The following is a 24365-nucleotide window of genomic DNA, read 5'->3' on the forward strand; positions in this document are numbered from 1 at the left end:
GATGTCCGTGGTCCTCGGCTACGACGAATCGCCCGGCGCGGAACGAGCCCTGCGGGTCGCCATCGAGGTGGCGGCGGCCTTCGGCGAACCGCTGGTCCTGGTGTACGGGGCGGCGGCGCCCGGACTGGGCGGCGCGGAGTACCGCTCCCACCAGGAGGCGGTCCGCCAGGCCGGCCGCACGGCCCTGGCGCACGCGGTCGAGGCCGCGGACGCCGCCGGCGTCCCCTCGGCGGTCGAGATCGTGGACGAGAAACCGGCGCAGGCGCTGCTGGAGGCGGCGGACCGGCACAACGGCCGGGTCATCGTGGTCGGCAGCTGGGGCGAAAGCCCCTTCCGCGGCGCCCTCCTCGGCTCCACCCCGCACAAACTGCTCCACCTGTCCCGCCTGCCGGTGCTCTGCGTGCCCACCGATTAGTGCCGGCCCTCTTCTTCGTGACAGCCGTCTGCCCTTTCTGCGTACGTGTTACGTTGTGCGTATCACATACGCAGAAGGGGGTCCGTGGTGGACCAGTCCGTCATACGGCGCCTCACCGGCGCCTCCGGCATCGCGGCCGGCGCCCTCGCCGTCATCACCGTTCCGCTGTACTTCGTGTACTCAGGGCCGCCCCCGGCCGGAAACGTCCTGACCCGGATCCTGGTCAACCTGCTCACCTGCGGCGCCCTGCTGGTCTTCCTGGCCGGCCTCAGCCGACTTATCCGGGCCGCCGGCACCGGGTACGACTGGCACGCCGGACTGGTCCTCGCCGCGGGCACCGGGTATGTGGTGGTCACCCTGGTCGCCGCCGCCCTGGAGGCCGGGGTGGTCCTCGAGCACCCCGACGGGCGGCTCGACCCGACCGTCGACGGGCCGCTCGCCCACGCGAACATGCTGCTGCACGGTTCCGTCGCCCGGCTGCTGACCGCCATCACGCTGTTCGCCGCCGGCCATGCGATCCGGCACGGCGGGGTGCTGCCGCGCTGGACCGCCCACACCGCCTATGCCGTCGCGGCCGTCAACCTGGCCTTCGTCCCCTCCCTCTTCTTCGGGACGGACGCGGCCGAGTTCTACAGCGCCGTCGGCTGGGGCAATACCGCCCTCACCGGGGCCCTGGTCGTCTACTGGGCGTCCGCCGTCGGCGTGGCCGTACGGCGGGGGACGGTCTGCTGGACCGCCCAGCGGTTGCCGTCCGGGTCGGCGAAGTGGACGAAGGAGCCGTAAGGGAGGTCCTCGATCGCGCCGACCTCGATGCCACGGGCCGTCAGGTCCGCATGGGCCGCCTCGATGTCCGCCACCACCACCTGCATATTGTCCAGCGAACCGGGCGCCATCGCGGTGAGGCCCTGGCCGAGGGCGATGGAGCACGCCGACCCCGGCGGGGTGAGCTGGACGAACCGGGTGTCCTCGCTCACCGTGATGTCGTGGTCGGTGTGGAAGCCCACCTGCTCGTAGAAGGCCTTCGCCCGGTCGACATCGGTGACCGGGACGATGACCAGCTCCAGCTTGATGTCCATACCGGCATCATGCGCCCGACGGCAGCGCCCCGCTCGTCGCTCCGCCCGTTCCCGCCGCGGCGAACTGCGTCCGGTACAGCTCCTCGTACCGGCCGCCCGCCGCCAGCAGCTCAGGGTGGGTGCCCCGCTCCACGATCCGGCCGTCCTCCACCACCAGGATCTGGTCGGCCGCCTGTACGGTCGACAGCCGGTGGGCGATGACCACCGCGGTCCGCCCGTCCAGGGCCTCGGCCAGCGCCTCCTGCACCGCCGCCTCGGACGTGGAGTCGAGGTGGGCGGTCGCCTCGTCCAGGATGACCACCCGCTGTTGGGCCAGCAGCAGCCGGGCGATGGTCAGCCGCTGCCGCTCCCCGCCGGACAGCCGGTAGCCGCGCTCACCCACCACCGTGTCCAGGCCGTCCGGGAGCGAGGCCACCAGCCCCTCCAGCCGGGCCCGGCGCAGCGCCTCCCAGATGTCCTCCTCCGCCGCGTCCGGCCGGGCCAGCAGCAGGTTCGCGCGGACCGACTCGTGGAAGAGGTGCCCGTCCTGGGTGACCATGCCGAGGGTGTCCCGGATCGAGTCGGCGGTCAGCTCCCGTACGTCGATCCCGTTCAGCCGCACCGCCCCGGAGTCCGCGTCGTACAGCCGGGGCAGCAGCTGCGCGATGGTCGACTTGCCCGCGCCCGAGGAGCCGACCAGGGCGATCATCTGCCCCGGTTCGGCGCGGAAGGACACCTCGTGCAGCACCCGGGTGCCGCCGCGGGCGTCCAGGGTCGCCACCTCCTCCAGCGAGGCCAGCGACACCTTGTCGGGGGAGGGGTAGCCGAAGGACACCGCGTCGAACTCCACCGACACCGGCCCCTCCGGAACCCGGCGGGCATCCGGCCGCTCCGCGATCAGCGGCTTCAGGTCGAGGATCTCGAAGACCCGCTCGAAACTGACCAGTGCGCTCATGACCTCCACCCGCGCCCCGGCCAGCGCCGTCAGCGGCGCGTACAGCCGGGTCAGCAGCAGGGACAGCGCGACCACCGAGCCGGCGTCCAGGCTGCCGCGCAGCGCGTAGAACCCGCCCAGCCCGTACACCAGGGCCAGGGCCAGCGCCGACACCAGCGTCAGCGCGGTGATGAACACCGACTGGGCCATCGCCGTACGGATCCCGATGTCCCGCACCCGCGCGGCCCGGGCGGCGAACTCCGCGGACTCGTCCGCCGGCCGCCCGAACAGCTTGACCAGGGTCGCACCGGGCGCCGAGAACCGTTCGGTCATCTGCGTGCCCATCGCCGCGTTCAGCTGAGCCGCCTCCCGCTGCATCTGTGCCATCCGGGCGCCCATCCGGCGGGCCGGCAGCACGAACACCGGCAGCAGCACCAGTGCCAGCAGGGTGATCTGCCAGGAGATGCTCAGCATCACGGTCAGGGTCAGCAGCAGCGTCACCGAGTTGGCGACCACCCCGGAGAGGGTGTTGCTGAACGCCCGCTGGGCGCCGATGACGTCATTGTTGAGCCGGCTGACCAGCGCGCCGGTCCGGGTCCGGGTGAAGAAGGCCACCGGCATCCGCTGCACGTGGTCGAAGACGGCCGTCCGCAGATCCAGGATCAACCCCTCGCCGAGGGTGGCCGACAGCTTGCGGGTGAGCAGCCCCAGCCCGGCCTCGGCCACCGCGATCACCGCGATCAGCAGCGCCAGCCGGGTCACGAGGCCTTCGCTGCCGCCGTCGACGATGGCATCCACGACCCGGGCGGCGAGCACCGGAGTGGCCACCGCCAACAGCGCGGTGACCACGCTCAGCAGGAGGAACGACAACAGGCCACGCCGGTGCGGGCGGGCGAAGGAGGCGACCCGGCGCAGGCCGGCCCGGGAGAACGGGCGACGGTCTGCTTGCGCGGTGATCGCACTGTGCAGAGAGGTCCAGGCGGTGACTTCCATATCCATGACGCCGACGCTATGACCTCAACCAAACTTGAGGTCAACCGCCTGGGGCGCCGGAAGTCAACTCCCTTCCCCGCCAATCCCTTTCCCGCCGATGACTCTCGTCCACTGTCAGTGACCGATGGCATCATCGGCCCATGACGCAGGAACCCGATTCGCACCGATCCGGCCCGCGCACCACCGACACCGTCCTCCACCTGTTCGAGCAGGCGGCCCGCGACACCCCCGAGGCCGTCGCCGTCAGCGCCGGCGCGCTGGACATCAGTTACGGCCAACTCGACCGGCAGGCCAACCGGCTGGCCCACCACCTGCTCGCCGCCGGACTGCCGGCCGGCGGCACCGTGGCGGTGGGCCACACCCGGCAGGCGGACGTGCTCACCGCGGTCCTCGCCGTCCTCAAGGCGGGCGGGACGTACACAATCGTCGACCCGGCGCAAGCCGGCCCGGCCCGGATCCAGGTGCTCAGGACAGGCCCGTTCGCCCTGCTGACCGACACCGCCCTGCAGGCCGCCCTGGATTCCGGCGACGGCCTGCGGCTGATCTGCCCCGACGCCGAGGCGGAGGCGATCGGGGCCCGGGCACCGGAAAGCCCCGGCATACCCCCTGCGCCCGTCGCCGCCCTCCTGTGGACCGGGGGAGAGGTGCCGCGCGCCGTCCCGGTCGGCCAGGCCCGGCTGCTCGCCGCCCACCGGGGCTGGGCCGAGGTGGGCGGGCTGACCCCCGCGGACCGGCACCTGATCACCTCCCGGCCCGATGTGACCGCGTTCGCCGCCGGCTGGACCCGCGCCCTCTGCTCGGGCGCCACCCTGGTCCTCGCCGAGCACACCCCCGGGGACGGACGGACCGAGGCGGAGGAGATCCGCCGGCTCATCGGCACCGCCGAGGTCACCGCGGTCCACACCGACCCGGCCGGGGCGGCCTCACTCCTCGCCCAGCCGGATCCGCAGGTGCGTCCGCTCCGCCTGGTCACCGTCACCGGCGACCGGCTCTACCTCGACGAACAGGCCGCCCTGCAGGGCGGCCTCCTCCCCGGAGCGCGGCTGGTCAGCGTCTACGGCACCGCGGAGACGGCCGGGGTCGGCAGCTGGTTCGAACTCCCGCAGCTGACCGGCCCGGTCGACCGTCCGGAGGGCACCGCGCCGGCCGGCACCCCGTTCCCCGGCTGCCGGCTGGAGCTCCACGACGGGGAGATCCACCTCACCCCGCCCGACGGCGGAGCCGCCGTCCCCACCGGGGACCTCGGCCGGCTCCGCCCGGACGGCCTGCTGGAGTTCGCCGGCCGGATCCGGGACCGGTTCACCCTCGGCCGCCGCACGGTGGACCCGTACCGGCTGGAGTCCGCCCTCCGGGAACACCCCGCCGTCGGCGGGGCCTTGGTCCGCAGCGTCAGCCACGGCCCCCTGCAGGAGCGCCTGGTGGCGTACATAGCCCCGCCCGCGGTTCCCGTCGCCCAGACCGCCGACTCGCGCGTCGGGTACGCCTGGCTGCCGGGCGCCGACGAGCTGCGTACCCGTCTCAAGGGCCGGCTGCGTGAGGAGGACCTGCCGAAGACCGTGGTGCGGCTGCGGAGCCTGCCGCGCAACCGGGCCGGCCAGGAGGACCGCAGTGCCCTCCCGATGCCGCCGAAGCCCACCGGCGGCTACCGGGGCAAGTACAGCAGCAGCAGCGACTACGACGACTACTACGCCGACACGATGCACGCCCCGCTCCGCACGTCCGGGGGCAAGGGCTCGGTCGAGGGGGCGGGTTGCTGCTCCGCCATCGTGCTGGCCGTCGTCGCCATGCTCTTCACCGATGCCCTCTGGCCGGGCTCCACCGAACTGTCCGGGGTGCCCGCTCCCTGGTCGGTGCTGTTCTTCCTCCTCTACTGCTTCGAATGCCTGGCCTTCGCGACCGGGGTGGTCTTCCTCTTCACCGGACGGTCCAGGATGCTGCGCAGCGGGCGGTCCAGGGGCTTCACCCGGGCCGCCCATCTGGCCGTCGTGTACCTGCTGATCGCCTGGTGGCCGCAGGACAACCTCTACCGCCTGGCGGCCAAGAACGACTGGCCCCAGCAGGCCGCCCTGGTCTACACCTTCAACATCCCGCTGATGATCGCGGCGGCGATCCTCGCCGTGTACGTCACCCGCAGGCCGGTGGTGCCCCCGGAGCCGGAGCCGGAGCCGGAGCCCGAGGACCAGGAGCCGGAGGATGAGGGGCCGGAGGATCAGGGGTTGGAGGTCACCTCGAAGCCGGCGCCGTAGACGTCGGCGGGGTCCGCGGCGTCCCGGCGCGCAGGTCGGCGAGGATGTTCGCCGAGCTGGTGTACACGTAGGGCGGGGGTAGGGGGTCCCGGGTACGTGCCAGATGGCCGGGCCGCCCGAGTCGCCGGCCTGGTGGGGGGGGGCGTGGGACTGGTGGATGGCCCGGTCCCGGTCACTCCGGTTCGAACATGGCTCCCAGCAGCCGGGCCTCCTCGCGGACCAGTTCCGCCGCCGCGTCCACCGCCGCCGCGGTGTGCGCGGCCACCAGCACCCCCAGGAAGGGGGCCGGTTCGAAGGCCGCGGTCGGGATGGCCGGCAGGAACACCGCCCCGAGGGCCGCGCAGCCCCGGTCCAGATCCTGCAGGAACCCGGTCAGCTGAGCGTCCGGCAGGCGCGCGCCGAGTTCCACCCGGTCCAGGATCCGCACCAGGTGCCGGCCGCCGCGTACCTCGTCCAGCCGGGCCGCCACCATGAACGCGATCGACGGCCCGGTCAGCCGCAGGTTGGTCTCGGTCGGCGCGAGCCGCCCGGCTCCGTCCGCCACGAAGTCCACGTCGAACCAGCCGCGGTACCCGGACGCCGCCAGCTCCGCCCCCACGGCCCGGCCGAACCGGAGCAGCGGGCCCTCGAGGGCCGGCGGCACCACCCCGGGGCCCACCGTCGCCCCCGCGTACCCGGTGCCCGCCACGTCCATCACCGCCGCCCCGGCCTCCCACACCCGGCCCGCCGCGTCCACGAACCCGTCGTACGTCAGGTCCCGTACCGCGTCGGCGGCCTCGTCGGACCCGCTCTCCACGTACTCCTCGACCAGCTGCGGCCCGCGCGGCAGCCGCCGGAGCGCCGCCCGTGCCCCACCCGCCGCCCGGACCTCCCGGGCCGTCAGCACCAGGGTCCCGGAGCCGCCGACCCCGTGCTCCGACTTCAGCACCGTGGTCAGACCCGCCCGGGCCCGCTGCCTCAGCAGCCGGGCCGCCGCCCGCCGGCTCCGCGCGTACCACTGGGCCGGTACCGCGATCTGCGGATGGCGGCCGGTCCCGGTCAGCCGGAGGAACAGTTCGTGCGAGGCCGCCTTGGACTCGTAGCGCAGTGCGCCCGCGGGCAGCGGCTGTCCGGACAGCCGGCCGAACGCCTCGGTCTGCCCCCACGGTACGAGTGGCAGCCCGAGCGCGTGCAGCCGCCCGGCCAGCGCCGGCCGGGCCAGCACGGCCGCCGACACCTCGGGCCCGCCCGCCGCCCCCGGACCCGCCCCCAGGCCCGCTTCCGCCACCGCGTCGTACACCTCCACTGCCGGCCAGTCCAGCCGCCGGGCCAGCAGCTCCAGCCAGCCGGGTGGGGCCGGCCGGGGGAGTACGAGTGCGGCGGGGTGCGGGCTGTAGAAGGCGGCCAGCGAGGCGTAGTGGTGCGCGGCGCTCTGCACCGCGTCCAGCGAGGCATCCCGGAACTGCGCGTTGAACTCGGCGACATTGCCCACGTGTACGGCCGGCCCGCCGCCGGTCCAGGGCGCCACCCAGTCGGCCGGCCGGGGCAACTCCACCGAAAACCGGACGAGTCCGCTCGGGGTGCCGCCCGACGGCTGCCCCGGGGCCTTCTCGCACACCGCGCCCATGGCTTGGTAGAAGCCCACCGCATGCGGGTCCGCATCGATCACCAGCCGGGCGATGCCCAGCTCCCGCGCCCGCCGCAGCACATGCCGGTACAGCGCCCGCCCCACCCCCCGTCCGAGCGCCGCCGGTTCCACGAACAGCAGCCCCAGCACGGCCTCCGCGGGGCCGCCCTCCAGCGAGGCGACGCCCAGCACGGACCCGTTCGCGTCCTCGGCGACGGTGATCCGCCGGGCGAGGGTGTCCTCGGCGCGAATCCGTAGTTCCGCGGCGCAGTCGGCCAGGAAGGCAGCGTCGTACCCCCAGTGCGCCTTCGAGCGCATGACCAGCGCCGACAGCGCCTCGGCCTCCGCCGCGCGTGCCCCCCGGATCCGCACCATGCACCCTCCCCGGCCATCGGCTTTACGCCATCCGTGCGATAGATTCAGCTTCCCATCCTCACCCGCCCCACCCACATCCGGAGACAGGCTTCTCAATGAGCGACATCATCAACGGACTTGGCCGCACCTCTGCCTACGGTGCCCTCGGCCTGGTGCTGCTGATCCTCGGCATCGTCCTGGTGGACGTGCTGACGCCCGGGAAGCTCGGCCGGCAGATCTGGGAGGACCGCAACCGGAATGCGGCCGTCATGCTGAGCTCGGCGCTGATCGGCATCGGCGGGATCGTCTTCACCTCCATCTGGACCACGTACGACGACTTCGGCAAGGGCCTGGCCGCCACGGCCGCCTTCGGTGTCCTCGGTCTCGTCCTGATGGCCGTGGCCTTCCTGATCGTGGACCTGGTGACCCCCGGCAAGCTCGGCGCCATAGTGGTCGACCCGCACCCGCACCCCGCGGTCTGGGTGACGGCCTCCTGCAACATCGCGGTCGCGGCCATCGTCTCGGCCTCCATCGCCTGACGCGACAGCGCACACCGCACACACCCCCGGGCCCGCCACGCGGACCCGGGGGTGTTGTCGTGTCCGGCCCCCGGGGACCGGCAGTCGGCGTGTCGGCCAACCGTCCGGATTGGGCTCGTTCGTGAGGAGTACGCGGATTGACCCTCCGGAATGATTCGCCCCGCCGCCGGGTGCAACAGGGTAAAGCGCGGACCCAACTCCAGGGAAAGAAAGGGCTCTTCGTGCGCCTGAAACGCCTCGGCACCCTGCTCGCCGCCGCCGGCCTCGCCGCCACCACCGTCCCTCTGCTGTCCGCCACCCAGGCCTCCGCCGACCCGGCGGACGCCTACCGTCCGCAGCGCCCGCCCGCCTGGCACCGCTGCAGTGACGACCAGCCGGCCTACGAATGCGCCACCATCAAGGTCCCGCTCGACTACCGGCGCCCCCAGGGGCGCACCATCGACCTCGCCCTGTCCCGGATGAAGAGCGAGAACCCGGCCAAGCGGCACGGGGTGCTGCTGCTCAATCCGGGCGGCCCGGGCGACTCCGGGCTCGGCCTGCCGCTGCTGATGCACGAGACGATGCCCAAGGAGGTCCGCGACCAGTACGACCTCATCGGCTTCGCCCCGCGCGGGGTCGGCGCCAGCAGCCCGATCAGCTGCGGACTGAGCGAGGCCGAGCAGACCATCGACCGGCCGTACCGCCAGGAGACGTACCGGTCCGACGTGGCCTGGGCGCGCACGGTCGCGGACAAGTGCCGCGCGAAGGCCGGTGCGGTGCTGCCGCACATCACCACCCGGAACACCGCCCGCGACATGGACGCCATCCGCGCCGCGCTGGGCGAGCGGAAGATCTCCTACCTCGGGTACTCCTACGGGACCTACCTCGGCGCCGTCTACACGCAGATGTTCCCGCACCGGACCGACCGGTTCGTGCTCGACAGCGGAGTGGACCCGCAGCGGGTCTGGCGCGGCATGATCCAGGTGTGGGCGACCGAGGCCGAGCCCGCCTTCGCCCGCTGGACCCGGTGGACGGCCGAACGCGACGGTGAATTCCACCTCGGGAGCACCCCGCAGGCCGTGTCCCAGACCTTCTGGGGCCTGGTGGCCCGGGCCGACCGGGAGCCCATCGAGTACGAGGGACAGAAGCTGACAGGCGACGACATCCGGACCGCCCGGCCGCTCTTCTTCTCCCCGGAGACCGCGGCCCAGACCGTCGCCGGCCTGAAGGCGGCGGCCGAGGGCCGGCCGACCACCCTGCGCCTGCCGCCCGGCCTGCTGCGGACGCCGGCCCCCAAGCCGGCGCCCGCAGCGGCCTCCGCAGCGGCTTCGCTCGGGACCGCCGGCCCCGCTTCCGAACCGGCCCCCGACAACGGGACGGCCGTCTTCTGGGCCGTGGTCTGCGGGGACACCGGCGCCTGGCCCCGCTCCACCGAGCAGTACGCGAGGGAGGCGGCGAAGGACAAGAAGAAGTACCCGCTGTACGGGGACTTCGCCTCCAACATCAAGCCGTGTGCCTTCTGGCAGCGCCCGCTGGAGCCGGCCACCCCGATGAAGACCGCGGCCCCGGTGCTGACCGTGCAGAACGAGTGGGACTCGCAGACCCCGCTGGTCAGCGGTCAGGGCCTGCACCGCGCGCTCAAGGGTTCACGGATGGTGCTGGCGGCCGGCGGTGAGGGCCACGGCGTGTACCTGGTGGACCCCGCGTCCTGCGCGAACGCCCCGGTCAACACCTACCTGGCCACCGGCCGGCTGCCCGCCGCCGACGTGACCTGCCGGACCGCGCCGGGCGCGGACCGGCGCGAGGGGCTGGTCACGCCCGAGCAGCAGCGCTTCCCCGTCGCCGGGTCCACCCGGTTCTGACGCGGTTCCAGGCCCGCGGGGCGTTCCGGCGGCTGTCTCAGCGCTGGAGCGCCTCGCCGACCAGGCGTATGCCGCGGGCGAGCCGGTTCAGCTGCTCGACCTCTACGGCGTACATCCGGATCGCGTTCTCGATCACGGCCTCGGCGACACCCAGCGCCGGCAGCTCCTGCCGGCTGGTGTGCAGGGCCACGCGGACCGCGCGGAGCTCGTGCTGCACCTGGAGGTGGGCGTGCCGGGCGAGCAGGACCGGGTGGCGGGTGAGGGTCGAGTAGCCGGAGTAACGGGCCGGCAGCAGGTCCCGCAGCCAGCGGGCGGCCGAGCGCTCCCAGTCGTGCGTTCCGGGGGCCTTCACCTGATGCGGCCAGTCCGGGCTGAGCGTGATGCGTGCCGTCTGTGCGGTCTGAGGCATTCTCGTCGCTTCCGAAGGATGTCGAACGGGTCGAACGGTGATCGAGAGGGGTGTGGCGGCCTCGGCCCAGGGGTTGACCGAGGCCGCCCGCGCCGTCCGGGCTGTGAGGGCCCGATCTGGCGCATGTCCGGCCGACGTGAGGAGGAGGAACGCCGGCCCGAGTGGTTCGTGTGGCCTGAGTAAACATATATACCGTCGAGTAAGCAAGCGTATGAAAAATTTCATGCCTGGGCCGGTGCTGAATATCCTCGGTCAGAACCGACCGGGAGGGGCGGAAATCCGGTGCGAAACCGCCCTCAGAGGAAGAAACCGTGCTGCTCGGCGACCTGCTCATAGCCCTCGAGCCGGGCCTGCGTCCGCTCCGGGTCCGCATCCGCCATGGCCTGGAGCACGGCCGCGGACAGGATCCCCGGCGCCGCGTAGGAGTCGAAAACCAGCCGTGATCCGGTTCCGGCGGTCAGCGCCACGTCCGCCTCGTCCACCAGCGGCCCCAGGGTGAGATCCGTGATCAGCGCGACCCGCAGCCCCGCGCTCCGCGCGGCCTGTACGGCGGCCAGGGTCTCCTTTGCGTGCCGCGGCATGGCGAAGGCCAGCACCCAGGTCCCGCCCGCCGCCCGGGCCTGCATCAGCGTGTCGTAGGCCACGCTGCCGCCCTCGGTGATCAGGCGTACGTCGGGATGGATGCGCCGGGCGGCATAGGCGAAGTAGTGCGCCAGCGACACCGAGATCCGCAGGCCGAGCACCGTCAGCGGCACCGACCGGGCCAGCTCGCGCCCGAGGTCCAGTACCTGGTCGGTGTCCGCGAGCAGTCGGCGGACGTTCTCCAGATTGGCGATCTCGGCGTCCACGGCCGCCTGCAGGGCGTTGCGGCGGATCTCCTTGCTGCTCTCCGGCGTCCCGGCCACCGCGCTCAGCGCGATCGGCTGGAGCATGTCCCGCAGCGCGGGATAGCCGCTGAACCCGAGCGCGGTGGCGAACCGGGTCACGGACGGCTGGCTCACCCCGACCCGCTCGGCGAGCTCCGTGATGGACAGGAAGGCCGCCTCGGTGAGGTGGTCGATCAGGTACTGGGCGATACGGCGCTGGCCGGGGGAGAGCCGGTGCCCGTTGAACAGCGCACGGACCCGGTCCGCCGGGGCACGCTCGTACTCCGGCGCCTGGCCGCTGGGTGTGATCGCGGCCGCTTGCGCGCGTGCCCGCTGCCCCGATGGCACCGTCGTGCCTCCTTCTCCCTGCGACTCGCTTCCAACATAGCTCACCACCCGGCGTTGACGATCTTTATCCGCGCGCGCGTAGGGTCCGGGCTGCGGCAGGCGAGACGAGACGTGACGAGGGCAGGGGCGGAACGGGTGGGGACGGCGGCGGCGTTGGACAAGCTCATACCGGTGGTACTGGCCTTCGGCGGGGGAGTGCTGCTCGCCCGCCGCAAGGTGGTCCCGGCCGACACCTCCAAGGCCTTCGCCGACTACGCCTTCCTGTTCGCCGTCCCCTGCTACCTGTTCGGCAGCATCTACGCGAGCGACCTGGGCGCGCTGTTCCGGTGGCGGGCGATCCTCGGCTACGCGACCGCCGCGGCGGTGGCCGTCCTCGCGGTCGGCCTGGCGGCCCGGTTGCTCGGCCGCCGTGGGCCCCGGGCGGCGGCCCTGCGGATCATGGCCTCGGTGCAGGTCAACACCGCGTACTTCGCCGTGCCCGTGTTCATCACGGTGTTCGGGACGGCGGCGCCGGTGTTCCCGGTGCTGCTCTTCCAGGTCTGCGTCCTGTCCATGGTCGTCATCACGGTGATGGAACTGGGCCGGCCCCCGCACCCGGGCGCCGGGCCGGGCACCGCCGTTCGGGGGCTGCGGGCCGTGGTGCGCGCCGTGGGCGCCTCCCTTGCCACCCCGCTCGTGCTGGCCTGCAACGCGGGTCTGCTGCTGAACCTGCTGACCGTGCCGGTGCCCGGCGCGGTCCTGGACGGCCTCGCCTTCGTCGGGGACAGCGCCTCCCCGGTGGCGCTGTTCGCCCTCGGCCTGCACCTCGGCGGACTGGGCCTGAACCTGCGCGGCACCACGTGGGAGGAGGCCGGCATCATCGCGTTCAAGTGCCTGGCCTTCCCGCTGCTCACCTGGGCCGTCTGCGGGGTGCTGTTCGGAGTGACCGGTGACTGGCTGGCCTACCTCGTCCTGATCGCGGCCATGCCCACCCCGCAGAACCTGTTCGTCTTCGCCCAGCGCTACGACGTCGACGTCGACCTCTCGGCGGCCCTGGTGATCAAGAGCTCGGTGGCCGCCCTGCTGCTGCTTCCGCTGTGGCTGCACTGGGCGTCCCTCGTCCGCGGCTAGGCCCCCCTAGTCGTCCGTCTCCTGCCGTTCGGCCGGAACCGGCGGCAGTGCCGGCCAGCGTTCCAGCATCCGGGTGCGCAGCGTCGTACAGAGGAGGGAGGTCGCGCCGAGCAGGGGTGTGCCCGCGGTCATCCCGGCGACCACACCGAGCCGGTGTGCCAACCGCTGGCGGGCCGTCGCGGTGCCCCAGGTCCAGTCCCGGCGCACCATCCGCGCCAGCTGGTCCGGGCCCTCCCGGCGGGCCCGCGGCACCAGTGCGTCCCCGCGCACCAGCCAGCCCGCGCAGGCGTCGGCGAGCCCCGAGCCGCCCTCGCCGCCCGCGTCGACCTCGACGCCGGTCTCCGCCCGCCACACCCGCCGGTACGCCTCCTCGGCCCGCGCCTGAAGCGGACCCGCGGCAGCCGTCACGCACCAGCAGGTGGGGAAGCCGATCCGCAGGTACGCGAGCTCGACCAGCCCGCTGCCCAGCGAGGCCTGCTCGAAGTCGACGAACCTGATCCCGTCGTCGGTGTGCAGGTCGTTGCCCGGGCACGGGTCCCCGTGCAGCAGCGCATTCCCCGGGGCTTCGGCCAGCCGCCGCACCAGCCCCGCCAGCTCCTCCGGCACCCCGGTCGGGCAGGGTACGCCCAGCCGGTCCGCCAGCCTGAGGAAAGCCGCCACATCCTGCTCGCCTGGCCCCTTCCAGCGCGGCAGCACCCCGGCGGCCCCGGCCTGAGGGCACTGGCCCGCCGCATGCAGCCGGGCCAGTGCCGCCGCGTACCCGACGATCCAGTCCGGGCCGGGCCGCCGGTGCTCCAGATACTCCAGTACGAGCACCTGCGCGGCCGTGTCCACGGCCAGCAGCTCCGGCACCACGCCCGGCGCGCGCCGCCCCGCCAGCCGCAGCGCCGCCACCTCGCGCGCGAACCGCTGCCCGGCATCCGCCCCGCCGACGCTCTGCTTCAGCACCACCGGCCCGCGGGCCAGCTCCACCCGCCACACCCGCGACCGCGGACTGCTCCCGAGCCGCCGCGCCTGACCCGGAACCCCCAACTCCGCCCGCAGTTCCTCCCCGTACGGCACCCGCCACCGACTCACCGAACCCCCAGCGCTCCCGATTCCGGCCCGGCCCGATCCCCGCCCGGGCCCCGCCCGATGCTGGCACGGGCCCCGGCCGCCCGGCCGGGAATTACGCCCGGGCCCGCCGGTCGTTGATCCCGACCGGCCCCGGCGCCCCGCTGATCCTCGCGACCCCGCCGGCGGCCCGGGCACCGGGCCCGTGAGCCCATCCGACGCCCCATCACATTGCGCTGTGTGTTCATCCGGTTACAGCACAGTCATATGCCGTCATAGAGGTGGCAGAGTTGACGCAAAGCCATTGCACATCGCGCGTTCCCGCATAGGGTCGGAGGTGCTGATGATCCCCGTGCAGAGATGCTGTGCGGCGGATCTGCCACTTTCCTGGAGGACGACCGCTCCATGTCTGAAGCTTCCCCCGCCGCCCTCACGGCGCCCACCCAGCTCGAAGACGTCAAAGGCTGGTTCTGGGCAGTCGACCAGCTGCTGTTCGACTGGTTCCTGAAGAGGCAGAACGAGGACCCGGCGCAGGGCGGGAACCTGCTGGAGATGGGCGCTTACATGGGGAAGAGCGCCATCTTCCTGGGCAGTTACCTGCAGAAGGACGAGGAGTTCACCATCTGTGACCTCTTCGACTCGCCGGCGCCGGACGAGTCCAACGTGGAGGAGATGCAGAAGTCGTACTCCACGCTCACCCGGCGGGCGTTCGAGGCCAACTACCTCGCCTTCCACGACGAGCTGCCGACCGTGATCATGGCTCCGACCTACGTGGTCCCGGAGAAGGTCCGCGAGGCGAGCTGCCGGTTCATCCACATCGACGCCTCCCACCTCTACGAGCACGTGCACGGGGACATCGCGGCCTCCAAGGTCGTCGGGGCCCCGGGCGCGGTCGTCGTCTTCGACGACTACCGTTCCGAGCACTGCCCGGGCGTGGCCGCAGCCGTCTGGGGCGCGGTCGCCGCCGACGGCCTCCAGGCCATCTGTGTGACCGGGACGAAGCTGTACGCGACCTGGGGCGACGCGGAACCGTTCCGCAAGGAACTGCTGGCCTGGCTCGAGACCCGCAAGGACCTGTGGCACGGCGTGGAGGAGGTGGCCGGCGCCCCGCTGATCCGCATCGGCGGCCAGCACGCCATCGCCCCGGCCCTCCCGCAGTCCCGCTACAAGGCCCCCGAGCCGGCTCCGGCGCCCGCCCCGGCCCCCGCGCCGAAGGCCGCCAAGCCGGCCCCCGCCCCGGTGCGCCGCCCGCAGTCCAAGGTCAAGAAGCTGGCCAAGGACCTGCTGCCGCCGATCGTCACCCGCGCGATCGTGGCCCAGCGCCGCCGCTGACGTCCCGCCCAACCGTGTCCCGCCTCCTGCCGGCAGCGGGACACGGCGGGCCCGCCCGCTCAGCCCGACGGCTGGGGCACCGTGGTCCACTGATCACCCGTCACCCCGGGACTCAGCCGCATCAGGGTCAGCGCCTTCGTGGGCAGCGGCCCGGCCAGCACCGCCCGGCTGTCCTCGGTGGCCGGCAGCCCGTCCGTGGCGGCGGCGAGGACCTCCGCGAAGGCCGCAGCCGAACCCGCCGCGGCCCCCAGCGCCCCGGTCAGCAGTGAGCCGAACAGCTTCCGCCGCAGCGTCGTCTCGTCGTCCGTGATCAGCCGCCCGGCCACCGGCGGCACCGGCAGGCCGTGCCGCGCCAGCCGCGCCGGGCTGATCCGTACGTCGGCCAGGTCGCGGTACACCAGCCGCAGCGGCTCGCCCTCGGCGGAGAGCACCACCAGCAGGTTCTGGCCGTGCGCCTCCAGCGCCACGCCCAGCTCCAGCACCCGCAGGCACACCGACAGGGCCAGCGGGGCGAACCGGTTCAGCCAGCCGGGGGAGCGGGTCAGGCCGGCCGCCTCCAGCGCCCCCACCGGAACCACCCGCTCACCCGCGGCGGCATCCGCGTACACCTCGGGCGCCTCGCGCAGCACCGCCGCCAGATCCGGGCTGTGCGCGGTGGCCGCCCCCAGGGTCCGGGTGAAGTGCAGCTGCCCGTCCAGCCGTTCGGACAGGGTCCGGGCGAACTCCGAGACCGCCGCGGCCGTTTCGACGGAGTACACCGAGATGTCCCGGACCGAAGAGGTCAGCCGGCTGCTCAGCGCGGTCTTGATATGCGGGGCGGGCCCGGCCGCCGTTCCCGAACCCGCGCCCGGCCAGGCGCCGGCTGCCGGGGCGAGGGTCCGCAGGGACATCAGGGGGTGCGCGGCGATGTTCCCCGGCCCGTCCGGGGGAGACTTCAGCACGTGTGCAGCCTGCCACGGATGCACCGGGATCAGCAGCCGGTTCCCGTCCCGCAGCGCCTCCGGCCAGTCTCCGGTCACCAGGCTCCCGTCCGCCGGTACGGCCGCCAGCCCGAGCTCCACCACCGCCCCATGCTCGGGCGCGTAGGCCAACTGCTCGGCCACCGAAAACCCGGGCCGGGAACGGCAGTTGGGGTGGTAGGGGTGGCCGTCGACCACCCGCTGCTCCCACTCCCACCCGGCCTCCGGCGCCGGCCGGCCGCCGCCCGCGGAACCGGCCCGGGACAGCGCCAGCGAAGCCGTGCTGTGGTCGAGCTCCTCGGCGAACCCGGTCGCGTACGGCAGCCTCAGCGCCCGCACCAGCGCGCCCGCCTGCCGGAACTCCTGCCCGTCCAGCTCCACTCCCGTCACGTACGGCGCCGTCGCATACGGATCCGGGTGCGGCCCCCGCAGCCGGAACCCGCCGGTCAGATGCATCGTCAGGCCGGCCGCACCGCTCTCCCGCCGCACCACCCAGGGCAGCGGGTCGATGGCCAGCCCCCGCCACAGCCGGGTCAGCACCGCGGCCCGTGCGCCGGGCAGGGCAGCCCGGTAATCCGGGATCAGATCCGGGCGTACGGCGGCCAGCTCGCCGGCGATCGCATCCTCGGCCGACGAGGCCGAGACGTACCGGTCATCCATGTTCGTGTACCCGCTTCCGCTTCGGTCGCTCTCACCACGCATACTAGGAATCCGTGAACCACATCTCCGACGCCGCTGACGCGTATGCCACCGTGCCGCTCCTGAACTGTCTGCTCCAGGAGGCGGCCGAACCGCTCGACGGCAGCGACGGCCGCGACGGCCGCGGCAGCAGCGGCGGCGGCAGGGTTCACCGGCTGCTCGGCAGCGGTCGGCTGCTCCGGGCCACCGGCGGGCGCCGGCCGGTTCGGCCGGAACTGCGCACCGCCGCCGGCTGGCAGCCGCTCGGCCACGCCGAGCTGGTCAAACTCACCGCCGAGGAGCTGCGCCGCAGCACCGGAATCGCCAACGACGAACTGCCGGCGGAGATGGCCGACAGCCGCGATGTGGTGGCCGCGCTGCTGGCCGCCCGGGAGGCGGCCCGGCCGCCCGCGGACCCGTACCTGCGCTCCGAGCAGTCCCTGCTCATGGGGCATCCCTGCCACCCCGCGCCGAAGACCCGCGGCGGTGGACCGGCCCGAAGCTGGCTGCCGTACGCACCCGAGGCGTACGCGAGCTTCCCGCTGGAGTTCCTCGCGGTGCGCGCGGAGGACGCGGTGGAAGAGGGCGGCGAGCGGGCCGCCGCGTCGGTCGACGCACTCGCGGCGCTGCTGGACGGCCCGGCCGCCCCGCCCGGCTACCGGCTGCTGCCCGCCCACCCGTGGCAGCTCGAGCTGATCGCGGCCACCCCGGCCGTGCGGGCCGCGTTCGAGGACGGCCGACTGCTTCGGCTCGGGCGGACCCGGCTCCCGGTGTGGCCCACCGCCTCGGTGCGGACCGTCCATGTGCCGGGCCGGGACGGGGCCGCCGATCTGTTCGTCAAGTTCAGCCTCGATGTCCGGATCACCAACGACGTGCGCCGGCTGTGGCGGCACGACCTGCTGAAACTGCGCGACACGGATGCGGCCGTCGAGGCCGCGTTCGCCGCCCGTCCGGGCGCCGTTGCCGGCTGGCTGAGCGACCGCGGCTACCGGACCGCGGGCTTCGCCTTCGAGGAGCTGGCCGTCCTCGTCCGGGACGGACTGGCCGGGCGCCTGGTCCCCGGCACAACCCCGCTGCTGGCCGCCTCGCTCGCCGAGGGCTTCACCGGCGGTCCGCTGGACGACCTCGCCGACCCGGTCGGCTGGTGGGTGGCGTACCTGCGCGCGGTGATTCCACCGGTGCTGGACCTGTTCGCCCACGAGGGCATCGTGCTGGAAGCCCATCTGCAGAACACGGTGATCGCCCTGGACCCGGCCGGCCTGCCGGTGCAGGCGCTGTTCCGCGACGCGGAGGGGGTCAAGCGGGTGCCCGAGGTGAGCCGCGCGGCCGGCTGGCAGCGGCTGGTCTACTGCCTCCTCGTCAACAACGTGACGGAAATCGCATCTGCAATCGGTGCACGGCACCGGGGGGTGGCTGGGTCGCTGTGGCCCGCCGTACGCCGTGAACTGCTGCGGTGCGCGGCGGCGTACGGGCTCCCGGAGGCCCGGGAGCTGCCGAACGCCATCGACCTGCCTGGAAAGGCCAATCTGCTGCTCCGCTGGACCGGCGCGAACGGCGCATCGGCGCGCTACCTCCCCCTCCCCAACCCAATGCGGTCCTCGGCCATCTGACGGAGCCGGCGGTCGGGCCGCACGCGGGCCGCGCGTGATCCGCACGCGGCCCTGCCCGGTGCAGCTGTCCCGAACGCAAACGCCGTCACCGGCGGAGCCCGGTACAGCGCCATGGCACGGCCGGCCTGACCCCACGCCGTGCCCCCGCGCTCCGCCGGACTCCGGGCCGACTGTCCTCGGACACCCGGCGGAAGCCGGGAACGGCATTGTCAGAGCCCCCGCCTAGCGTTCCGGGACATGACGCGAACCGCTCACACCTTCGCCTATGCCCGCCCGTCCGCCCTGACCTCCTCCGGCGCCGGCCGGGCCCTCGGCCTGGAGACCGCGGGCGGCCTCACCCCCGTCGGGCCGGAGGCCCATCCCCGGTTCTTCGCCGGGTTCCTGAGCGAGCCTCAGGCCGCGGCCCGCGCCCTGCTCGCGGTCGCCGACGTGGCCGCCGCCCGCTACTACCGGCGCACCCTGCGCGCCTCCCTCGACCCGGTGGTCACCGGCAACGGCGACCGGCTGCGCTTTGAATCCTTCTCCGGCTGCTGCGGGGTGTACGCCCGGCTCGATGTGCTGCCCGAGGGCCTGCGCGGCGCCGACACCGGGCACGGCACCACCAACGTGGACGTCAACCACCCACTGCGCGCGGCGCTGTCCCGGCTGACCGGGAACGACCCGCTGCACCTGCGGGTCGGCCCGGACGAGATGGCGGTGACCACCCTGGACGGGCCGGTGGTGGAGAAGAAGGTGCCGCTGCCCGACCGCTGGCTCCGCGGCTTCGCCGAATCCCAGGTCGCCACCACCGGATTCGACCTGCGCGCCGAACTGCCCGCCGCCGAGGCCGTACGGTTCCTCCGCTCGCTCCCGCGCACCGCGCCGGGCGGCGGCTCCGCAGGCGGCCCGATGTGGGTGGTCCCGGCCGGCCGCACCCTGCGGCCCACCACCCGTCCGGTCCCCGGCGCGGTCTGCCTGCCCGGGCCGGAACGCCTGGCCGCCCTCCAGCAGGTGCTCCGGCACGCCACCGGCCTGCGCGTGTACGGGCCGGCCCCGGACGGTGCCCTGCCCACCGCGAGCGCCTGGGAGCTCACCCTGCCCGGCATGCGGCTCACCCTCACCCTCTCCCCGGAGGCCGACCGCGGATTCTCCGGCGAGGGCGGGGTCCTGGAGGCCCTCGCCACCGACGAGGCCGCCGCCGACGCCGAGCTGATCTCGGTCCTGCTCGCCTGGGAACCGCGGATCGACCCGGCCGAGCTGGCCGAACAGTCCGGTCTTCCGGTGCCCCGGGTCCGGGCCGCCCTCGCCCGCCTCGGCACGGCCGGCCGGGTCGGGTACGACATCGCCGACGCCGCCTACTTCCACCGCGAACTCCCCTACGACGCCCGGCGTGCCGAACGGCACAACCCGCGGCTGACCGCGGCCCGCGCCCTGCTGGACGCCGGAGCGGTCGACCTCACCGGATCCGGCGGCACCGGCACCGCCGTCGTCACCTCCGGCGAACGCCGCTACCAGGTCCGCGAATCCGGCGGCGCACTCGGCTGCACCTGCCAGTGGTGGGCCGACTACCGGGGCCGCCGCGGCCCCTGCAAGCACGCCCTCGCCACCCGCATGGCCCAGCGCGCCGCCGCCACGAACACCCTGACCACTGCCGCCATGACCGGAGCCACCCGATGAACGCCGTCCTCGAAGCCGTCCGCGACGGCCGCACCGCCGAGATCCCCGGCCTCCTCAAGGACCTCGACCGCACCCAGCGCCGCGAGCTGCTCGCCGAACTGAAGGAACTGCGCCGCGAGATGCGCGGCTGGGACTGGAGCCGCTGGCAGGACCGGGACGTCCGCGGCCGGGCCCTGCTCATCGCCGGAACCGGCTGCCACACCGGAGCCGCGGCTGCCGCCGCCTGGATCGGCGCCCGCGACCTGCGCACCTGGCAGGACCTCCCGTACGACACCCTGCTCGACCTGCTCTCCGGCCGTGACCCGCAGTGGCTCGGCGACCTCGCCCACCGGCTGGCCGGCCGGACCGCCACCGCCCGCCAGGACTACCCCCTGATCAGCGAACTCGTCCGGCTGGCCGACTGCCCCGCCCCGCTCACCGACGGCTATGTCGAAGGCTGGGCGCTCGCCGTCGGCGGCCCGACCCACCACCGTGCCGGGCGCGGCCCGTCCGTCCCCCTCGCCGCCGCCCTGCGCCGCGACCCGCACGTGACGGACCTCGTGCCCCGCCTCTTCGAGACCGCGGAACCGGTTGCCGCCTTCTCCTGGCGGTTCGAGCCGGACAACCCCGAGCACTGGCCCGCCGCGCTGGCCGCCCTCGCCGAGGACGGCACCGTGGACCGCGCCACCCTGATCGACGGCTGCACCGGCCGCCTGCTCCGCGGCGGAAAGGCCACCGACCTCAAGTACTACCTCGTCCTGCTCCAGCGGCTGAACCCCACCGCGGACGAGGAACGGGAGCGGACCGCCGACTGGCTCGCCCTGGCCTCCGACGCCCCCTCGGCCGTCGCCGGCCACGCCCAGCAGATCCTCGCACGGCTGGCCGAGGCCGGACAGCTCGACACCGGCCTGCTCGCCGAGATGTCCCAGGCCGCACTGTTCCGCCCGGAGAAGAAGCTCGTCCGCGCCCAACTGGTGCTGCTGGGCCGGATCCTGCGCCGCGAGCGGACCGCCGCCGCCGAACTGCTGCCGGTGCTCGCCGGAGTCTTCGGCCACCCGGACACCGACATCCAGGAACGCGCCCTGAAGCTGGCCGCCGCCCACCTCCACGGGGACGAGATGCTGCGCGCCGAACTCGCCGACGCCGCCGCGCTGCTCAGCCCCGTACACCGGACCCTGGCCGGTGAACTGCTCGGCGCCACCGCCCCCGCCGAGGACACCGAGCCCTACCGGGAGACACTGCCCCCGCGCCCCGTCCCCGCCCGCCTCGCGCCGTCCCCCGACACGGTCGCCGAGACCGTGGAACTCGTCGCAGCCGTGGTCAACTCGCGCACCGCGACCGTCGCCGAGTTCGAACGCGCCCTCGACGGGCTGGTCCGCCGCGCCCACCGGGACCGTACCGAACTGGCCGAGGCACTGCGCCCCGCGCTCGCGGACCGCTGGTGGCTCGACGGGGAGCCGCATGCCGCCGACCGCCTGACCGGTCTGGAACTCGTCGCCGCCGCCGTCCTGGACCGGGCCGCCCCCCGGACCCGGCGGCGCAATCACCACGGCGCGTCGCTCCCGGAGTTCCACAAGCACTGCGCCCATGTCGCCCTGGAGCGGGTGCCGGTCCGCCGGCTGCGCGAGGCCGCCCACCGCATCGGGTCCGCCCCGCTGCCGTTCCTGCTGGCCACCCCGGTGTGGGAGACCGGCTCCATCGATCCGGAGGAGCTGATCCGCCGGCTCGCCGCCTACCACCGCCTCGGCATCACCCCTGCCGCCGCCGACTTCGCCCAGGCTCTGTTCCGGGTCCGCCGGGACCCGGCCGCTGCACCCGCGGCCACCGCACTCGGCACCCGCGAGGGCGACCGGCTCGCCGCCTGGCTCGGCACCGAGGGCGCACCGCCCACCCTGATCCGCTCCACCGTCGTACCCAGGGACCACCGGTTCGGATACACGTTCGGCAACAGCGGATTCGACGTCCCGCACCTCGCGCTGGACACCGGCGAACGCCCCTTCGCCCAGCCCCAGTTCCCCGAGGAGTTCCACGCCCTCGGGCGGCCCCGCACCGGTCTGATCAGCTGCTGGTGGCGGCCCTCCCCGGCCGACCTCGCGGTACTGCCCGAGGACCGGGAGACCCTGGCCGCCTGGCTCCTCCCGGAACTCGCCGCCTGCGCCGCCGGCTACGACGACCGCGGGGCGGTGGAGGCGCTGGCCCGGCTGGCCGAAGCCGGCGGCCCGGCCGGCCAGGCCCTGCACCTGGCGGTCGCCACCGCACTCGGCGCCCGCTACCCCGAGGACCGGCTGGCCGCCGTGGACGCCCTGCTCACCCTCGCAGCCCGGGAGGAACTCGACCCCGTACGCCTCGGCACCGACCTCACCGAACTGCTCACCCAGGGCACCGTCAAGCCCAACCGGCTCGCCGACTCCCTCCGCACCGCCGCCGCGACCGGCGCGTACGCCACCACCTGGGCCGTGCTGGCCACCGCGCTGACCGCCGCGCTCGACGGCAGCCTCCAGGCAGCCGCCGCCGGGGAACTCCTCGAGGTCGCCGCCGACTGCGTGGAGCACTGCCGGGTCCAGGGCCCCGAACCCGCCGGGCTCGCCGCGACCGCGGACCGGGGCGGCCGGACCCGGCTGGTCACCCAGGCCGGACGGCTGCGCGCCGCCCTGCGCTCCCACCCGGCACCGCCTGCGGGAAGCTGAACAGCCGGCCCGGATCGTAGACGCGCTTGACCTGCTCCAGCCGGGGCAGGTTCGGCCCGTAGTACGCCCGGGCCCAGCCGGTGAGCTTCGGATCGGCGTAGTTCTGGTAGGCCCGGCCGCTCGCCCAGGGCCGCAGCCGCTGCCACAGCCGGTCCAGCCAGCCCTCGTGCCGCAGCACCTCCGCCCGGGCCGCCCCGGGCGGCCAGTACACCAGGTACTGCCCGAGAAAGGCGCTGTCCCGGTGCACGAAGGCGGTGGCGCCGGCCGCCACCCGGTTGAGGGCACCCCCGCAGACCCCGTCGAACTGCACCACCCCGCGCCCGCCGGCCGGCACCTCCGCCGCATACCGGCCCAGCGCGGCCAGCACCTCCTCGACGGCGGGCGCCGACAGGCCGCCCGCCGCCCAGAAGTCGGACCGGGCCGTGTAGTCCTCCCGCTCCAGCCGGCCCTGCGGATCCCGGCCCGGCAGCCCGCCGGGGAGCCGGCACTCGGCGGGGGACAGGTCCAGGCAGCCCGACAGGGCCCGCATGGTGTCCCCGTACCCGCGCTCCACCGCATGGTGGCTCCGCGGCTGCGCCCCCACCAGGCCGATCAGCCGCGCCACCTCGCGGTCCAGCTCCCGGCGCCCGTCCAGCGCCACGATCCGTACGGCGGGCCCCGGCACCGCCGGCCCGTCGAGCACGAACTCGACCTGGCTCCACAGCGGATCGGGCAGCGCACCGAGCCAGCGCTGCCAGCCGGCCAGCACCGCGGCCGAGTTCCGCGCCTCCCAGCCCAGCTCCGCGACACCGCAGGCCGCGACGGCATGGGTGCGGAACCGGAACTCGGTGACCACCCCGAAGTTCCCGCCGCCACCGCCCCGCAGCGCCCAGAACAACTCCGGCTCCTGCCGGGCGTCCACCTCGCGCGCGATCCCGTCGGCGGTGACCACCCGCGCCCCCGTCAGCCGGTCACTGGTGGCCCCGTACGCCCGGCTGCCCACCCCGAGACCGCCGCCCAGGGCCAGCCCCGCGATCCCCACCGTCGGACACAGCCCGGCCGGAATCCCCAGCCCCCGGCCGGCCAGCGCCGCATGCACCCCGCCCAGCCGCGCCCCCGCCCCGACCCGCACTTCACCGCTCCCCGGAATCACCTCCGCCATCGCCCCCACGTCCACCACCAGCCCGGGGCAGACCGCCCAGCCCGCATAGCCGTGCCCGCCGCCGCGGGCCACCACCGCCACCCCGGACCGGCGGGCGAACTCCAGGCACACCGCCACGTCCCCGTCGTGCGCCGGATAGGCCACCGCCCCGGGCGCGATCCGGTCGTACCGCGGCTGGTACAGCTGCCGCGCCATCGGGTAATCGGCATCCCCGGCGACCACCAGCCGCCCGTCCAGGGCCGCCCCGAGCGCCCGGTAGTCCGGCCCGCGCCGGGAGCCCGGCCACAGACCCGCCGCTGCCGCCAGCGCGCCCCGCACCACCTGCCGCCGCTGCACACCCATGACCCCATTACGCGCAGCCCCGGCCCCGCCCGGCCGCCCAACCGGTCCGGGGTCGGCCGCACCATCCAGCCGTCCGGCCGAACGCCCGCCCCGGACCACCCCGTTCCAGCCCCTTCCCCCGGCGTCCTCCGTGTCCCTGCCGTACTCGGGCCGGTCCAGGCCATAACCTGCGCTGCGCAGGTGTCCGTTGTCACCCAGTACCACGGAGCACA

Annotated in this window: 18 protein-coding genes; 10 read left to right on the forward strand and 8 right to left on the reverse strand. The window is 74.2% G+C overall.

Annotation, left to right across the window (positions count from 1 at the left end; all coding sequences use genetic code 11):
• The first annotated feature begins 1 nt into the window (after position 1).
• Entirely contained in the window at positions 2-415 is a 414-nt protein-coding gene (locus tag ABT123_RS17280) for a universal stress protein (RefSeq protein WP_351314671.1), read from the forward strand.
• 87 nt (positions 416-502) lie between these two features.
• Positions 503-1198, forward strand: a complete 696-nt coding sequence (locus tag ABT123_RS17285) for a hypothetical protein (RefSeq protein WP_351314674.1) — start codon at positions 503-505, stop codon at positions 1196-1198.
• On the opposite strand, the gene ABT123_RS17290 is transcribed toward ABT123_RS17285, so the two are convergent.
• Positions 1096-1491, reverse strand: coding sequence for a glyoxalase superfamily protein (locus tag ABT123_RS17290; RefSeq protein WP_351314677.1), 396 nt, complete (start codon positions 1489-1491; stop codon positions 1096-1098). The two genes, ABT123_RS17285 and ABT123_RS17290, sit on opposite strands and share 103 nt — an antisense overlap.
• Positions 1492-1498: 7 nt before the next feature.
• A complete protein-coding gene (locus tag ABT123_RS17295; RefSeq protein ID WP_351314680.1) occupies positions 1499-3403 on the reverse strand; it encodes an ABC transporter ATP-binding protein in 1905 nt (634 codons plus the stop codon).
• Positions 3404-3537: 134 nt separating this feature from the next.
• Here ABT123_RS17295 and ABT123_RS17300 point away from each other — a divergent pair, with 134 nt between their 5' ends.
• Positions 3538-5643 carry an AMP-binding protein gene (locus tag ABT123_RS17300; RefSeq protein ID WP_351314682.1) on the forward strand — a complete coding sequence of 702 codons (2106 nt, stop codon included), beginning with the start codon at positions 3538-3540 and terminating at the stop codon, positions 5641-5643.
• 172 nt (positions 5644-5815) lie between these two features.
• Here ABT123_RS17300 and ABT123_RS17305 read toward each other — a convergent pair whose 3' ends face one another.
• Positions 5816-7624, reverse strand: coding sequence for a GNAT family N-acetyltransferase (locus tag ABT123_RS17305; RefSeq protein ID WP_351314685.1), 1809 nt, complete (start codon positions 7622-7624; stop codon positions 5816-5818).
• A gap of 95 nt (positions 7625-7719) precedes the next feature.
• Here ABT123_RS17305 and ABT123_RS17310 point away from each other — a divergent pair, with 95 nt between their 5' ends.
• The gene (locus tag ABT123_RS17310; RefSeq protein ID WP_351314688.1) at positions 7720-8142 is read left to right on the forward strand and encodes a DUF350 domain-containing protein; all 423 of its coding nucleotides are present in this window, start codon (positions 7720-7722) and stop codon (positions 8140-8142) included.
• 221 nt (positions 8143-8363) lie between these two features.
• Positions 8364-9983: an alpha/beta hydrolase gene (locus tag ABT123_RS17315; protein ID WP_351314691.1), complete on the forward strand. Its 1620-nt coding sequence runs from the start codon at positions 8364-8366 to the stop codon at positions 9981-9983.
• A gap of 37 nt (positions 9984-10020) precedes the next feature.
• Here the strand turns inward: ABT123_RS17315 and ABT123_RS17320 are convergent, their stop codons facing one another.
• Positions 10021-10392, reverse strand: a complete 372-nt coding sequence (locus ABT123_RS17320; RefSeq protein WP_351314694.1) for a hypothetical protein — start codon at positions 10390-10392, stop codon at positions 10021-10023.
• 296 nt (positions 10393-10688) lie between these two features.
• Positions 10689-11606: a MurR/RpiR family transcriptional regulator gene (locus ABT123_RS17325; RefSeq protein ID WP_351314697.1), complete on the reverse strand. Its 918-nt coding sequence runs from the start codon at positions 11604-11606 to the stop codon at positions 10689-10691.
• 111 nt (positions 11607-11717) lie between these two features.
• On the opposite strand from ABT123_RS17325, the gene ABT123_RS17330 reads away from it, so the two are divergent.
• Entirely contained in the window at positions 11718-12716 is a 999-nt protein-coding gene (locus ABT123_RS17330) for an AEC family transporter (RefSeq protein WP_351314700.1), read from the forward strand.
• 6 nt (positions 12717-12722) lie between these two features.
• On the opposite strand, the gene ABT123_RS17335 is transcribed toward ABT123_RS17330, so the two are convergent.
• Complete coding sequence (locus ABT123_RS17335) at positions 12723-13748, reverse strand: phosphotransferase (RefSeq protein ID WP_351314829.1); 1026 nt, start codon at positions 13746-13748, stop codon at positions 12723-12725.
• A gap of 426 nt (positions 13749-14174) precedes the next feature.
• On the opposite strand from ABT123_RS17335, the gene ABT123_RS17340 reads away from it, so the two are divergent.
• Complete coding sequence (locus ABT123_RS17340; RefSeq protein WP_351314703.1) at positions 14175-15101, forward strand: class I SAM-dependent methyltransferase; 927 nt, start codon at positions 14175-14177, stop codon at positions 15099-15101.
• A gap of 59 nt (positions 15102-15160) precedes the next feature.
• Here ABT123_RS17340 and ABT123_RS17345 read toward each other — a convergent pair whose 3' ends face one another.
• Entirely contained in the window at positions 15161-16720 is a 1560-nt protein-coding gene (locus ABT123_RS17345) for an IucA/IucC family protein (protein ID WP_351314706.1), read from the reverse strand.
• A gap of 53 nt (positions 16721-16773) precedes the next feature.
• Here ABT123_RS17345 and ABT123_RS17350 point away from each other — a divergent pair, with 53 nt between their 5' ends.
• The 3 genes from ABT123_RS17350 (at position 16774) to ABT123_RS17360 (ending at position 22670) form a co-directional block, all read left to right on the forward strand.
• Positions 16774-18348 (forward strand): IucA/IucC family protein, encoded by a 1575-nt coding sequence (locus tag ABT123_RS17350; protein ID WP_351314709.1) that lies wholly within the window; start codon positions 16774-16776, stop codon positions 18346-18348.
• A 237-nt stretch (positions 18349-18585) separates the two neighbouring features.
• Complete coding sequence (locus tag ABT123_RS17355) at positions 18586-20004, forward strand: winged helix-turn-helix domain-containing protein (protein ID WP_351314712.1); 1419 nt, start codon at positions 18586-18588, stop codon at positions 20002-20004.
• Entirely contained in the window at positions 20001-22670 is a 2670-nt protein-coding gene (locus ABT123_RS17360) for a DUF6493 family protein (RefSeq protein ID WP_351314715.1), read from the forward strand. The genes ABT123_RS17355 and ABT123_RS17360 overlap by 4 nt, the downstream gene beginning before the upstream one ends.
• On the opposite strand, the gene ABT123_RS17365 is transcribed toward ABT123_RS17360, so the two are convergent.
• Positions 22606-24153: an FAD-binding oxidoreductase gene (locus tag ABT123_RS17365; protein WP_351314718.1), complete on the reverse strand. Its 1548-nt coding sequence runs from the start codon at positions 24151-24153 to the stop codon at positions 22606-22608. The genes ABT123_RS17360 and ABT123_RS17365 overlap by 65 nt on opposite strands.
• Positions 24154-24365: the final 212 nt, after the last annotated feature.

The organism is Streptomyces sp. NPDC002054 (assembly GCF_040296685.1).
Taxonomy (GTDB): domain Bacteria; phylum Actinomycetota; class Actinomycetes; order Streptomycetales; family Streptomycetaceae; genus Streptomyces.